11 protein-coding genes are annotated in these 13,580 nt (G+C 69.3%); 3 read left to right on the plus strand and 8 right to left on the minus strand.

Annotated elements, in window-relative coordinates:
• Positions 1-18: 18 nt before the first annotated feature.
• Both hpnD and RC1_RS04975 read right to left on the minus strand, forming a co-directional pair.
• The gene (gene hpnD, locus RC1_RS20685; protein ID WP_012566256.1) at positions 19-1,755 is read right to left on the minus strand and encodes a presqualene diphosphate synthase HpnD; all 1,737 of its coding nucleotides are present in this window, start codon (positions 1,753-1,755) and stop codon (positions 19-21) included.
• 208 nt (positions 1,756-1,963) lie between these two features.
• Positions 1,964-2,590, minus strand: coding sequence for a superoxide dismutase (locus RC1_RS04975; protein WP_012566257.1), 627 nt, complete (start codon positions 2,588-2,590; stop codon positions 1,964-1,966).
• Between the two features lie 177 nt (positions 2,591-2,767).
• On the opposite strand from RC1_RS04975, the gene RC1_RS04980 reads away from it, so the two are divergent.
• The gene (locus RC1_RS04980) at positions 2,768-3,613 is read left to right on the plus strand and encodes a phytoene/squalene synthase family protein (RefSeq protein ID WP_012566258.1); all 846 of its coding nucleotides are present in this window, start codon (positions 2,768-2,770) and stop codon (positions 3,611-3,613) included.
• Between the two features lie 16 nt (positions 3,614-3,629).
• Here the strand turns inward: RC1_RS04980 and trmFO are convergent, their stop codons facing one another.
• The gene (gene trmFO / locus RC1_RS04985; RefSeq protein ID WP_012566259.1) at positions 3,630-5,003 is read right to left on the minus strand and encodes a methylenetetrahydrofolate--tRNA-(uracil(54)-C(5))-methyltransferase (FADH(2)-oxidizing) TrmFO; all 1,374 of its coding nucleotides are present in this window, start codon (positions 5,001-5,003) and stop codon (positions 3,630-3,632) included.
• Positions 5,004-5,122: 119 nt separating this feature from the next.
• On the opposite strand from trmFO, the gene RC1_RS19915 reads away from it, so the two are divergent.
• Positions 5,123-5,641: a DUF1499 domain-containing protein gene (locus RC1_RS19915; RefSeq protein WP_012566260.1), complete on the plus strand. Its 519-nt coding sequence runs from the start codon at positions 5,123-5,125 to the stop codon at positions 5,639-5,641.
• 43 nt (positions 5,642-5,684) lie between these two features.
• Here the strand turns inward: RC1_RS19915 and RC1_RS04995 are convergent, their stop codons facing one another.
• The 4 genes from RC1_RS04995 to RC1_RS21380 all read right to left on the minus strand — a co-directional run bounded on the left by RC1_RS04995 (position 5,685) and on the right by RC1_RS21380 (position 9,736).
• Positions 5,685-6,803, minus strand: a complete 1,119-nt coding sequence (locus RC1_RS04995) for a branched-chain amino acid ABC transporter substrate-binding protein (protein ID WP_012566261.1) — start codon at positions 6,801-6,803, stop codon at positions 5,685-5,687.
• Positions 6,804-6,915: 112 nt separating this feature from the next.
• Positions 6,916-8,016: a branched-chain amino acid ABC transporter substrate-binding protein gene (locus tag RC1_RS05000; RefSeq protein WP_012566262.1), complete on the minus strand. Its 1,101-nt coding sequence runs from the start codon at positions 8,014-8,016 to the stop codon at positions 6,916-6,918.
• A 103-nt stretch (positions 8,017-8,119) separates the two neighbouring features.
• Positions 8,120-8,830 carry a CDP-alcohol phosphatidyltransferase family protein gene (locus RC1_RS05005; protein ID WP_012566263.1) on the minus strand — a complete coding sequence of 237 codons (711 nt, stop codon included), beginning with the start codon at positions 8,828-8,830 and terminating at the stop codon, positions 8,120-8,122.
• Between the two features lie 171 nt (positions 8,831-9,001).
• Entirely contained in the window at positions 9,002-9,736 is a 735-nt protein-coding gene (locus RC1_RS21380) for a hypothetical protein (protein ID WP_148213381.1), read from the minus strand.
• A gap of 222 nt (positions 9,737-9,958) precedes the next feature.
• On the opposite strand from RC1_RS21380, the gene RC1_RS05010 reads away from it, so the two are divergent.
• On the plus strand, positions 9,959-10,306 hold the full coding sequence (locus RC1_RS05010; protein ID WP_012566264.1) for a hypothetical protein: 348 nt from the start codon (positions 9,959-9,961) through the stop codon (positions 10,304-10,306).
• Between the two features lie 21 nt (positions 10,307-10,327).
• Here RC1_RS05010 and uvrA read toward each other — a convergent pair whose 3' ends face one another.
• Positions 10,328-13,183 carry an excinuclease ABC subunit UvrA gene (gene uvrA, locus RC1_RS05015; RefSeq protein ID WP_012566265.1) on the minus strand — a complete coding sequence of 952 codons (2,856 nt, stop codon included), beginning with the start codon at positions 13,181-13,183 and terminating at the stop codon, positions 10,328-10,330.
• Positions 13,184-13,580: the final 397 nt, after the last annotated feature.

A 13,580-nucleotide genomic window follows, 5' to 3' on the forward strand; every position in this document is an offset into this window, starting at 1 on the left:
CGCGGGCCGTTCGTGCTCTCAGGTCCGGGGCGGATGCCCGATGGCACAGCGCAGTGCCGTCATGACCTTTTCCCGCCTGGTCAGGACGGGGCGGTCGGCCAGCTCGGACCAGCCGCGTGCCGTCATGCGGTCGAGCAGGCGGCGATAGAGCAGCATCATCGCCACCGCGGGCCAGAGCATCCGGCAGTCCTGGCGGGGCAGCGCCTCCTGTGCCTCCACGAAGCGGGCATCCGCCCGGGCCGCCACACTCTCGCAGACGCGGGCGACGGCGGGATCGGCCAGCACCGCGGCGGGCTCCACCTCCGTGCCGTCGCTCAGCAGACCGGCCTGGGCCAGCGCCTCCCGCGGCAGGTAGAGGCGGCCCAGGGCCGCATCCTCGGTCAGGTCGCGCAGGATGTTGGTGAGTTGCAGCGCCTCCCCGAGCGCGATGGCGAAGCGGTCATGCCGGTCGTCGGGGGAGCCGAAGACCCGTACCGCCAGCATGCCGACCGCACCTGCGACCCGGCGACAGTAGAGGGTCAGATCCTCCTGCGACGGCGCCCGGATCGGGCCTTCGAGATCCATCGCCATGCCGTCCACGATGGCGTCGAACTCGGCCCGGGGCAGCGCGTAGTGCCGGACCGCCTCGGCCAGATCGCGCAGCAGCGGATCGGCGATGCCGCCCTCATCGCCATACACCGCGTCCAGCCGGCGGCGCCAGTCGGACAGGGCGGCCCGCTTGGCTTCCAGCGGCCCCGGCTCGTCCGCGATGTCGTCAACCTGCCGGCAGAAGGCGTAGACGGCGAACATGGCGCGGCGCTTGGCGGCCGGCAGGAAACGCAGGGGCCAGTAGAAGGTGCTGGTGCGAGAACCCGCCGCGCCGCCAGTCCGCCGGCGTGCCTTCGGCCGGGCAGCGATGCCGTCGCCGACCCCGCGCAGGACGGCGCCCAGCTTGACCATGCCCTTCAGCTCGATCCGTTCGGCCAGGGGATCGCGGCGGCGCAGCTCGCGCGCCAGGGACCGGGCCAGCCGGATGATGACGGCGGTCTCCAGCCGCAGGCCGCGGTCGGCGATCTGGCGGGGCAGGGTGTCCGCCCGCAGCAGCAGGGCGTCCACCTCGTCCAGGCAGCGGTCGATGACCGCGCGGACGGCCGGGGTCGCCGCCGTCTCCACCAGTTGCTCCGGGTCGCCGCCGGCCTCACGGAACCACGTCGTGGGCAGGTAGCACCGTCCCAGATCGACCCAGTCGGTCCGGCAGTCCTGGAGGTGGTTGATGATCTGGAGCGCGCTGCACAGCGCATCCGCGGCCGGTGCGGCCGCCATCGGTTCTCCGTGCAGTTCCAGCAGATACCGGCCGACGGGATTGGCGGAATAGCGGCAGTAGAGCAGCAGGTCCGCCCACTGCTTGCAGCGGCCGCAATGGGCATCGCGCCGGAAGGCCTGGAGCATCTGCCGGGCGTGCAGGCCGGAGACGCCGGTGGCGGCCAGACTGGCCTTGAGCTGAAGGGCCGGGGCCAGCCAGGTCTGGGCGCCGATGCCGCTGACCAGCGCGCGCTCCAGCGCGTCGAGCTGGGCGATCTTCATCTCGGGATCGAGGTTCGGATCGTCGGCGATGTCGTCCGCCAAGCGGACGAAGGCATAGAACGCCATGACGTGCGGCCGCAGGTGCTTGGGCACCAGCCGCGAGGCGACCGGGAAATTCTCTTCCCCCGCGCTCTTCCGGGGAGCGGGCTCCGACTGTTCCGGAACCAGGGGGGCGGTACGGAAATCGGCCATCACGGCCCTCGGCAACGGGCTTGGTCGCCTACTCTGCCAGAACCCGGCGGCGCAATGAAGACGGGATAGCGCCTAGGACGCTCGGCCGACATTCTGCCCCAGGGTAAGCCGGATGACCGGCTCCTGCCGGCGCCCCGGGGAACCGTCTCCCCAGGGCGCGCACGGCCGGGTCAGGGATGCCCCATCGGGGGCATCAGGGGCGGGGGCGTCAGAGGACGCCGCCGTTCCGGATGGCGGACAGGCGCTCGTTGACGGCGGTCCAGTTCACCGTGTTCCACCACGCGGCCAGATAGTCGGCGCGGCGGTTCTGGTACTTCAGGTAATAGGCGTGCTCCCACACGTCGTTGCCCATCAGCACCGGCTTGCCGTCCATCAGCGGCGTGTCCTGGTTCGGACGCGCGACGATCTCCAGCTTGCCGGCGGGATCGACGGTGACGAAGACCCAGCCCGAGCCGAACTGCTTGGTGCCGGCCTCGTTGAACTTCTTCTTGAAGTCCTCGAAGGCGCCGAAGTCGCGGGCGATGGCTTCCCCGACCGCGCCGGTCGGCTCACCGCCGCCGTTCGGCCCCATGATGGTCCAGAACATGCTGTGGTTGGCGTGGCCGCCGCCATTGTTGCGCACGGCGGTGCGGATGCCCTCCGGCAGTTCGCCCAGCCGCTTCAGCAGGTCGGTCAGCGACAGGCCATGCAGCTGGCTGTGCTCGGCCAGGGCGTTGTTCAGGTTCGTGACGTAGGCCTGATGATGCTTGCCATGGTGCAGGCCCATGGTCTGCGCATCGATGTGCGGCTCCAGCGCCGTCACGTCATAGGTAAGGTCCGGGAGGGTGAAGGCCATGTTTCGGCTCCTGTGGTTGTCTCGTTAACTCCCAGGCGCAAGGCGCCGCGCGAGAGATACGTCCGGTGCCGGAGGGGGTCAAGGCAGGCAGGTCCGCTTTTCCAGCCGCCGGGACTTCCGGCCGGCTCCCGCTTTGCCATATAAGCGCGACGCCCCTTCGCAACCACCCGGCCCCTCATGGCCCCCTCCGATCTATCCTACTGCGCCGATCAGGTACGCCGGTTCGATAACGACCGCTTCCTGACGGCCCTGTTCGCGCCCGCCGACCGCCGCGAGGACCTGTTCGCGCTCTACGCCTGCAATCTTGAGGTCGCCAAGACGCGCGAGGTGGTGAGCGAGGCGACGCTGGGCCTGATCCGGCTGCAGTGGTGGCGGGATGCGCTGGAGGGGATCGGCCGGGGCGAGGTGCGGCGGCACGAGGTGGTGGAGGCACTGGCCGGCACCATCGGACGCCATGGCCTGGACTCTGCCCGTCTCGACCGGCTGATCGAGGCGCGCGAGGCCGATCTGGAGGAGGGGCCGCCGGCCAGCCTCGTTGCCCTCACCGCCTATGCCGAGGCCACCGCGGCGCCGCTGGCCCAGCTCGCGCTGGAGGTTCTGGGGGTGCGCCAGGACGCGGCGATGGAGGCGGCGCGCCATGCCGCCACGGCCTGGGCGCTCACCGGCGTGCTGCGCGCGGTCCCGTTCCATGCTTCGCATCAGCGCCTGCTGCTGCCGGCCGACCTGATGGCGTGCCATGGCGTGCCGGAGACGGCACTGTTCGCCGGGACGCCGCCGGCGGGACTCGCGGCTGTCGTCCAGGTGGTCGCGGAGGAGGCGTCTCGGCGTCAGGCGCAGGCCCGGGCGCTGCGCCGGCAGGTGCCGGCCGCGGCCCTGCCGGCCCTGCTGACGGGGCCGCTCTGCGACCTTTATCTCACCGCTCTGGCAAAGGCGGGATTCGACCCCTTCGCACCGCGGATGCAGATGCCCCACCCGCTGCGTCAGCTCCGTCTGGGCTGGGCCGCGCTGACCGGGCGCTGGTAAGACGCCCGGCGGTCGCTCAGGCCGCGGCGGCCGGGCCGCGGCCCAGCCAGGCGTCCAGATCGGCCAGGGCCCGGCCGGTATAGGCGCGCTTGCGGTCCTTGCCGTGCAGTTCCTTGCCGTTGGGCTGGCGGGCGTCCAGCGGCGGGAACAGGCCGAAATTGACGTTCATCGGCTGGAAGGTCTCCGCCTCAGCCCCGCCGGTGATGTGGTTCAGGAGCGCCCCCAGGGCCGTGGTCGCCGGCGGGATGATGGGATCGCGTCCCAGCCGCTCGGCCGCGGCGAACCGGCCTGCCAGGAGACCCACGGCCGCGCTCTCGACATAGCCCTCGCAGCCGGTGATCTGGCCGGCGAAGCGCAGCCGGGGCATCGCCTTCAGGCGCAGCACCGGGTCCAGCAGTCGCGGGCTGTTCAGGAAGGTGTTGCGGTGCATGCCGCCCAGCCGGGCGAACTCGGCGTTCTCCAGACCGGGGATCATCCGGAAGACCCTGGTCTGCTCCGCGTATTTCAGCTTGGTCTGGAAGCCGACCAGATTGTAGAGCGTGCCCAGCGCGTTGTCCTGGCGGAGCTGGACCACGGCGTAGGGGCGGCGGGCGGTGTGCGGGTCGGTCAGGCCGACCGGCTTCATCGGGCCGTAGCGCAGCGTGTCTACCCCGCGCTCCGCCATGACCTCGATGGGCAGGCAGCCCTCGAAGTAGGGCGTATCCTTCTCCCAGTCCTTGAACTCGGTCTTCGGCGCGTCCAGCAGGGCCTGGATGAAGGCCAGGTACTGCTCCTTGTCCATGGCGCAGTTGATGTAGTCCTTGCCCGTCCCGCCGGGGCCTTCCTTGTCGTAGCGGGACTGGAACCACGCCTTGGTCAGGTCGATGCTCTCGAAATAGACGATCGGCGCGATGGCGTCGAAGAAGGAGAGCTGCGCCTCCCCGGTCAGGTCCAGGATGGCGCGCGCGAGATCGGGCGAGGTCAGAGGCCCCGTCGCCACCACCACGCTGTCCCAGTCGGCCGGCGGCAGGCCGGTCAGCTCGCCCCGCTCGATCCGGATCAGCGGGTGCGCCTCCAGGGCGGCCGTCACGGCGTCCGCGAATCCGTCGCGGTCCACCGCCAGGGCACCGCCCGCCGGGACCTTGTGCGCGTCGCCGGTGGTGAGGATGAGCGAGCCGCAGCGCCGCATCTCCTCGTGCAGAAGGCCGACGGCGTTGTACTCGGCATCGTCCGAGCGGAAGGAGTTGGAGCAGACCAGCTCGGCGCAGCGGTCGGTCTGGTGCGCGTCCGTGCGGCGGACGGGGCGCATCTCGTGCAGCACGACCGGAATACCGGCCTGCGCGATCTGCCAGGCGGCCTCGCTGCCGGCGAGGCCGGCACCGACGATATGGATGGGGGCTGTGTCAGTCATGCGGACAGGTGTGGCGAGCCGCCCGCACGCCGTCAAGCCTGACGGAAACGGGAAAGGGGCTGACGGCGCGGCCGGGCCGTCTGTAAGGTGGCGCCACAATAATAAGAGGGAGGACAGAGGTGATCGCGTTCCTTGGAAAACTGCTTGTCTGGGCCATCGGCATCGTCGCCGTCCTGTTCGTCGGCTGGCAGGTCTTCATCACCGCCCGGATCGGCGCCATCGAGGAGGAGCATGGCGGCCTGATCGACTTCCAGACCCTGGAACTGGGCTGGAAGCCCAACCAGTTCCTCGTCGCGCCGCCGGGGGCGACGCCGCTCGCGCAGCCCCATGCGGCCGCCCCCGTCTTTCCGGTCCCGGCCGCAAGCCTGCGCGATGCCGTCATCGCCCTGGTGGAACAGGAGCCGCGGACCCGCATCGTCCGACGCTCCGATGACGGCATGCGCCTGACCGCGGTCCAGCAGTCCCGCGCCATGCGCTTCCCGGATTTCGTGAGCATCGAGATCCGCCCGGCGGAGGGCGGCGGCAGCACGCTGCTGGTCTACAGCCGTGCCGTGTTCGGTGTCCGCGACTTCGGGGTCAATCAGGCGCGGGTGGAGGGCTGGCTGACCCGGCTGCCGGACAGGATCGCCGCGCCGTAGAAGGCGGGGCGGGGCCCTCCCGACCGCCGCCCCGCATCCGTCCTCAGTCGGCGGCAAGCGGGGCGTAGCCGGCGCTGCCCCAGCGGTACATGACATAATCCGTGCTGGTGCGGTCGCCCTTGGCGTCGAAGGCGAGCGGCCCCACGACCGTGGCATAGTCCCCCTGGCGCAGCGTTGCCGCGACCCGGGCGCCGTCGGTGCTGCCGGCCTTCTCCGCCGCCTTGGCCCAGACCTGCACGGCGGCATAGGCGTAGAGCGTGTAGGCACCCGGCTCGCCGCCGTTGGCGCGCAGGCGGGCGATCAGGTCCTGCGCCTCCGGCTTCGCGCGGGCATCGGCGCTGAAGGTCATGGTCATGCCCTCGGCGGCCGGCCCGGCGATGGCCTGGAACTCGTCCGTGGCGAGCGTGTCACCGGAGACGAACAGGGCGGTGACTCCCGCCTCCCGCGCCTGCCGGATCAGCAGGGCGGCTTCGGTGTAGAGGCCGCCGAAATAGACGGCATCCACATTGGCGGCCTTGATCCGGGTGACCAGTGCCGTGAAGTCGCGTTCACCCAGCGTCAGGGAGGTGTAGAGCACGTCGTTCAGGCCCTTGGCTGCCATCGCGGCGCGGGTGGCGTCGGCCAGTCCCTTGCCGTAGGTGGTCTGGTCGTGGACCACGGCCACGCGCCGGCCGGCGAAATGGCGCGCCAGCCAGCCGCCGGCGACATCGCCCTGCTGGTCGTCGCGGCCGCAGGTGCGGAAGACCAGGGTGCGGTCGCCCTCCGTCACTTCGGGGCTGGTGGCGGTCGGGGTGATGGTGACGATCCCCTCGTCCTCATAGACCTGCGAGGCCGGAATCGTGGTGCCGGACTGGAGGTGGCCGACGACCAGGGCCACGCCCTCCGTCGCCAGCCGGTTGGCCACGGCCACCGCCTGCGCCGGCACGCCGCCGTCGTCCGCCGGGATCAGGCGCAGGGGCTCACCCAGGACGCCGCCGGCCGCGTTGATGTCGGCCACGGCCTGCTCGGCACCGCGGCGGAGCTGCTCGCCGACGGCGGCGAGCTGGCCGGTCAACGGGGCCGCGAGGCCGACAGCCGTTTCCGCCGCGGCCGGACCCGCCATCAGGATGGCGGTGGCCAGAACCGCCGGGACCGCCATGGCGGACAGAAAGGGGATGCGCACGGGAACTCTCCCGACCGGGTTGTTCTTCGCTCGTTGTGGATCGGACTGCAGGAGCCTCCGCGCGCCGCCCGGCGGGACCGGGCGGCGGCAGGCGGAAAGGCGGAGCGCCGGATCACTTGATCGGCGTGTAGGCGCCGTCGGACCAGCGGTAGATGATGTAGTCGGTGGAGCGGCGATCGCCCTTCTCGTCATAGGAGAGGGGGCCGATCACGGTCTGGTACTCGCCCTCGCGCAGCGCCTCGGCCACCTTCTCCGCATCCGCGCTCTTCGCCTTCTCGGCCGCGGCAGCCCAGGCCTGGACGGCGGCATAGCTGTAGAGCGTGTAGGCCTCGGGCTCGTAGCCCTGGTCGCGGAAGCGCTTCACCACGTCGGCCGCGATCGGCTCGTCGCGGTAGTCGGCACCGAAGGTCACCAGGGCGCCCTCGCCGGTCGGGCCGGTGATGTTCCAGAACTCCTGGTTCACGGTGCCGTCGCCCGACATGAAGACGGCCTTCATGCCGGCATCGGCCATCTGCCGCACGATCAGGCCGCCCTCGGTGTGCAGGCCGCCGAAATAGACGACGTTCACGCCGGCATCCCGCATGCGGGTGATCAGGGCGGACATGTCGCGCTCGCCCACCGTGACCGCCTGGTACATGACCTCCTGGAGGCCGCCCTTGTTCATCGCCGCCTTGGTCGCGTCGGCCAGTCCCTTGCCGTAGGTGGTCTGGTCGTGGATCACCGCGATGCGGTCGTTCCTGTGGTTCTTGATCAGGTAGCTGGCGGCGACGTCGCCCTGCTGGTCGTCGCGTCCGCAGGTGCGGAACACCGTCTCCAGCCCCTGCTCGGTGAGCTGCGGGTTGGTCGAGGCGGGCGTGATCAGGAGGATGCCCTCGTCCGCATAGACCTTGGCGGCGGGGATCGTCACGGCGGAATTGAAGTGCCCGACGACAAGGGCGGCACCGGCCGTCGCCATCTTGTTGGCCACGGCGACGCCCTGGCTGGGATTGGAGGCGTCGTCCTCGGCGACGAAGCGCAGCGTCTCGCCCAGCACGCCGCCCTTCGCGTTCAGGTCCTTGACCGCCATTTCGGTGCCGCGCCGCATCTGCTCGCCGAACACGGCGTTGGGGCCGGTGATCGGGGCGCCCAGCCCGACCACGATGTCGGCGCGCGCCGGCGCCGCGGCGAGGGTCGCCACCGCCGCCAGGGCGAGTAGGGACGTCTTCAACTGCATTGTGTCGCTCCCCCAGAACGAAGCCTGTTGCGCAGTTCTCTGCGCGATGTGCCCGGACCCTAGCACAGCCCTCCCGACGGAAGAATGGCGTGTGTGCGGGCCTTCAGCGCCAGGGGCCGGAGAGCGTGCGCCACAGGCTGAGCCCGACGATCCAGGCGCTGGCGGCCAGGAAGAGGACCAGGGGAAACAGGGGCCGCGCCGGGTAGGCGAGCACCAGCCAGACCGCCGCCGCGCCCCAGCCCGCCGTCAGCGCCACCGTCACGGGCCGGAAGCGGCGGACCCGGAACGGGTGCAGGAAGCGCACCGGCAGGAAGGTCAGGATACCGCAGGCCAGCACCACCGCCGCGTTCGTCCAGGGGCCGCCGTCGAGCAGGAAGAGGTACAGCACCACCACGTTCCAGACGGCCGGGAAGCCCAGGAAATGGTTGTCCGGCTCCTTCATGTCGAGCTTGGCGAAGAGATGCAGCGAGGTCAGCAGCACCCAGGCACAGCCCACCAGATCGAGGGACTGCGGCAGCATGTCGAAGCGCCAGAGGAAGGCGACCGGAACGAAGACATAGGTCAGATAATCGACGATCAGGTCCAGCGCCGCCCCGTCGAACAGCGGCACGCGCGTCCTGACCTCGAAGCGGCGGGCCAGGGGACCGTCGATCCCGTCCACCAGAAGGGCGAGGGCAAGCCAGAGGAACACCGCCGGCGCGTCGCCGTCGATCACCGCCAGCAGGGCCAGGAAGGCCCAGACGGCGCCGGTCGCGGTGAGCAGATGAATGGCCCAGGCGGACCAGGGGAACGGGCGGGCGGACGGTTCTGACATCCGCCCACTATAGGGCGTCGCCGCCGCGGCAGCCAAGCCGCGCTACCTGCCGCGGCTGGCCGCCGGCCGCGGCGGGCGCGACGCATGGGATCTGCCGGCAGCCACAGGTCCGATCAGGAACGGTACCCTTCCCAGCTCACGCGCTTCCGGCACAGGTTCAGCAGCACAGGTTCAAGAGTGCGCGGACGTCAACAACCTGGACCGGACATGGCGAATTTCAGTGAACGGTCCGGTTATTTCCGCTCGTCCATCACGAATGGATATCGAAACCAGATCGGAACCAAGACGGAACAGGCGAGGACCGGGAGGCCGGAAGAAGTGGAGGCTTTCTCCTGATTTCTGATCGTCCTTCACATATCCGTTCTTTTCTACGGATCGGAAAATTTCCCGGATGTCATCGCTGCCGATTTTTCCGACAACGAAAAGAACCGGCAAGCGCAAAAGCAATAATATCCAGATGGCAAAAAGACACCCAAGGGCTGCGTCCCAACCCCTTCCGCCACCCCTTATCAATTCTATGAGGAAATAGCAGGTGACTGGCGGAAATAACAAAATCAAAAGCTGTTCAATGTCTCTGACGGGAAAAAGAAACCGGATGGGAGAGGTGGCAAGGCGAACAGGGCTGACTTGCATGGCTTCGCTCTCCTTGGCGCCAGAAAGCTGGTGAACACCGGCCGGAGCCCTCTTTTCGGCAGCGCGGACGGCGCAGAGACAAACGATATCGGCAAGCCATTGCAAGTCAATGAAATGGTTGTGCCCCGAAGGGAAAAGCCCGCAAAGCGGGTTCTGTACCCGCGCCTCGGCGGAAGGATTGAAGTGCGGGGAGCCGACCCCGATCGCTTGAACGCAGCCGCCGGCGATCGGCCGAACGAAACCGCGCGGGACCCGAACGAGGGGGGATGCCACCTTGCGGGCCCCCGTGATCAAGTCGCCGTGACCAAGTCGCCGTGACCAAGCCGCCGCGCACGCCCCGGGAGGGTGCCGAACACAGGTGCGCGATGGTGTCACCCTATGCGAACTGCCCGTCCGGAACCAGCGCCGGTTCCGCGGGGCTGGCCGGTGGAACCGGCCATGGCGCCCGGCGCCGTCCGGCCTCATCTCCGGGCGGCGACAGGCAGGGAGGAAGGGATGCAGCCGACGGGGGGAACCACCGTCCTGTCCCGGGGACAGTGGCTGAAGCTGGTCCGCGTGCTGGGGATGCTGGGCTCCGACCATGCCGGGGAACGGGCCGCGGCGGCGCTGGCGGCGCATCGACTGGTCAGGGGATGGGGAACGGACTGGGCGGCCCTGCTGGCGCCGCGCCGCATGAGCGAGGCAGAGCGCCGCCGGCCGCGCGGGCCGTTCCACGACGCCTTCCACGACCCCGCCGCGGCGGCGCAGTCGCGGCTGCGCCAGATGGCGGCGGAGGTGGCCCGGCTGGAGGCGGAGGTGAAGCGGCTGAAGCGTCTGCTCGACGCCCGTCACCAGCGCGGCTGAACGGTGCGGGTCCGGGCGGTGTCAGGAGGCGCGTCTGCGCGGCTTCCGGGCGCTCTCCAGATAGGGTCGGAGATAGCGTCCGGTGTAGCTGCGCTCGACACCGACGACATCCTCCGGCGTACCGGCGGCCACGATCTGGCCGCCGCCGGCACCGCCCTCCGGCCCCAGGTCGATGATCCAGTCGGCGGTCTTGATGACCTCCAGATTGTGCTCGATCACCAGCACCGTGTTGCCCTGTTCGACAAGGGCATGAAGGACTTCCAGGAGTTTCCTCACATCCTCGAAATGCAGGCCCGTGGTCGGTTCGTCCAGGATGTAGAGGGTGCGGCCGGTGGCCCGGCGCGACAGTTCCTTGGCCAGCTTGACGCGCTGTGCCTCGCCGCCGGACAGGGTGGTGGCCGGCTGCCCGATCTTGATGTAGCCGAGCCCGACCCGGGCGAGCGTGTCCAGCTTGTCCCGGATCGAGGGCACGGCCCGGAAGAACTCGGCCCCTTCCTCCACCGTCATCTCAAGGACCTGCGCGATGCTCTTGTCCTTGTAGGTGATCTCCAGGGTTTCGCGGTTGTAGCGGTGGCCGTGGCAGACGTCGCAGGTGACGTAGACGTCCGGCAGGAAGTGCATTTCGATCTTGATGACGCCGTCGCCCTGGCAGGCCTCGCAGCGGCCCCCCTTGACGTTGAAGCTGAACCGGCCGGGTCCGTAGCCGCGCGCCTTGGCCTCCGGCAGGCCGGCGAACCAGTCGCGGATCGGGGTGAAGCAGCCCGTGTAAGTGGCTGGATTCGACCGCGGCGTCCGGCCGATCGGGGACTGGTCGATGTCGATCACCTTGTCCAGATGCTCGATCCCGCGCAGGGCGGCGAACTCGCCGGGATGCTCCCGCGCGCCCATCAGCTTCTTCGCCAGCGCCTTGTACAGCGTCTCGATCACCAGGGTGGACTTGCCGCCGCCCGAGACGCCGGTGACGCAGGTGAAGGTGCCCAGCGGAATGCGCGCGGTCACGTCGCGCAGGTTGTTCGAGCGGCAGCCGGCCAGTTCCAGCACCTGGTCACGGTGGCCGCTCCGGCGCAGGGCTGGCACGGGGATCGAGCGTTGGCCCGTAAGATACTGTCCTGTAACGGAATTCTGGTTGGACTTGACCTCTTCCGGCGTGCCCTGTGCGACCACCGTGCCGCCATGCACGCCGGCACCCGGCCCCATGTCGACCAGATAGTCGGCCTGGCGGATGGCATCCTCGTCATGCTCCACGACCAGCACGGTGTTGCCCAGGTCGCGCAGGCGCTTCAGCGTCTCCAGCAGGCGGTCGTTGTCGCGCTGGTGCAGGCCGATGGAGGGCTCGTCCAGCACGTAGAGCACGCCCGTCAGGCCGGACCCGATCTGCGAGGCCAGCCGGATGCGCTGGCTCTCGCCGCCCGACAGGGTTCCCGAGGCGCGGTCGAGCGCGAGATAGTCCAGCCCGACATTATTAAGGAAACCAAGGCGCTCGTTGATTTCCTTCAGAATCCGGTGCGCGATCTCGCGCTGCTTCGCCGTCAGGTGCGCGTCCAGTTCCCCGAACCAGTCGCCGGCCTCCCGGATCGACTTTGCCGACACCTGGGAGATGTTCAGGCCACGGATGCGGACGGCCAGCGCCTCCGGCTTGAGGCGGGCGCCGCCGCAGGATTCGCAGGGCTGCGAGGACTGGTACTTGCCCAGCTCCTCCTTCACCCAGGCGCTCTCCGTCTCCTTCCAGCGGCGTTCCAGGTTGGTGACCACGCCCTCGAACGGCTTGTTCGTCTCATAGGCGCGCAGGCCGTCGTCATAGCGCATGGTGATCGCCTTGCCGTCCGATCCGAACAGGATCGTCCGCCGGACCGCCTCGGGCAGGTCCTTCCAGGGCGTCTCCAGGCTGACCTTGTGGTGCCGGGCGATGCTTTCCAGCGTCTGGAGATAGTACTGGGAGGAACTGCCGGCCCAGGGGGCGATGGCGCCCTCCCGCAGGCTCAGCCGGTCGTCCGGGACGACCAGCCCCGGATCGAAGTAGAGCCGCGCGCCCAGCCCGTCGCAGGCCGGGCAGGCACCGTAGGGATTGTTGAAGGAGAACAGGCGCGGCTCGATCTCCTCGATGGTGAAGCCGCTTTCCGGGCAGGCGAACTTGGCGGAGAAGGTGGTGCGCTCGGCGGTATCCGCGTTCTCCGCGAACAGCAGCCCGTCGGACAGCTCCAGCGCCGTCTCGATACTGTCGGCCAGCCGGTTGCCCAGCCCCTCGCGCACGACGATGCGGTCCACCACCACTTCGATGTCGTGCTTCAGCTTCTTGTCCAGCGCCGGCGCGTCCTCGATCTCCATCAGCTCGCCGTTGAGCTTGATGCGCTGGAAGCCGCGCTTGCGCAGCTCCGCCAGCTCCTTCTTGAACTCGCCCTTCTTGCCGCGGGCGATGGGGGCCAGCAGGTAGAGGCGGGTGCCTTCCGGCATCGCCAGGATGCGGTCCACCATCTGGCTGACCGTCTGGCTCTCGATCGGCAGGCCGGTGACCGGCGAATAGGGCACGCCGACACGGGCATAGAGCAGCCGCATGTAGTCGTAGATCTCCGTCACCGTGCCGACGGTGGAGCGGGGATTGCGGCTGGTCGTCTTCTGCTCGATGGAGATGGCCGGGGACAGCCCCTCGATGCTGTCCACGTCCGGCTTCTGCATCAGCTCCAGGAACTGGCGCGCGTAGGCCGACAGGCTCTCCACATAGCGGCGCTGCCCCTCGGCATAGATGGTGTCGAACGCCAGGGACGACTTGCCGGACCCGGACAGCCCGGTGATCACCACCAGACTGTCGCGCGGCAGATCCACGTCGACGTTCTTGAGGTTGTGCTCGCGCGCACCGCGGACGCTGATCGTCTTGTTCATGCTGTGTTCTGTATAGCAGGCCCGGCCGCAGGGGAAGGGGCAAGCACGGCGTCAGCAATATGGATCGGAACGGTGGACGGAAAAACCCGGATGCGATGCCGGACGGGCATACCGCCCCGGCCCCTGGCGGAAGGCTCGGACGCTCCGGCGGGCGGTAACGGGGCGGGACTCGGGCGGTTGTCCCGGACTGTCCGGCGCAGGGCTCATGCTCCCTTCCGAAAGTTCCTGAAATGTTCCATATATCGACGCGACGGGAACCCGCGCGGTCTCCTGTGTCGCGGGTTTCCCGGCGACCACGACGGGACACGGATGGCGCCGTGGCGGTGGCTTCCCTGGACCCGACAGGCCGTGTAGGGTGGCCGTCCTTCTGCGCCCGGACGGTTACCGGAACGCAGCC

It is taken from the genome of Rhodospirillum centenum SW (assembly GCF_000016185.1).
GTDB lineage: Bacteria > Pseudomonadota > Alphaproteobacteria > Azospirillales > Azospirillaceae > Rhodocista > Rhodocista centena.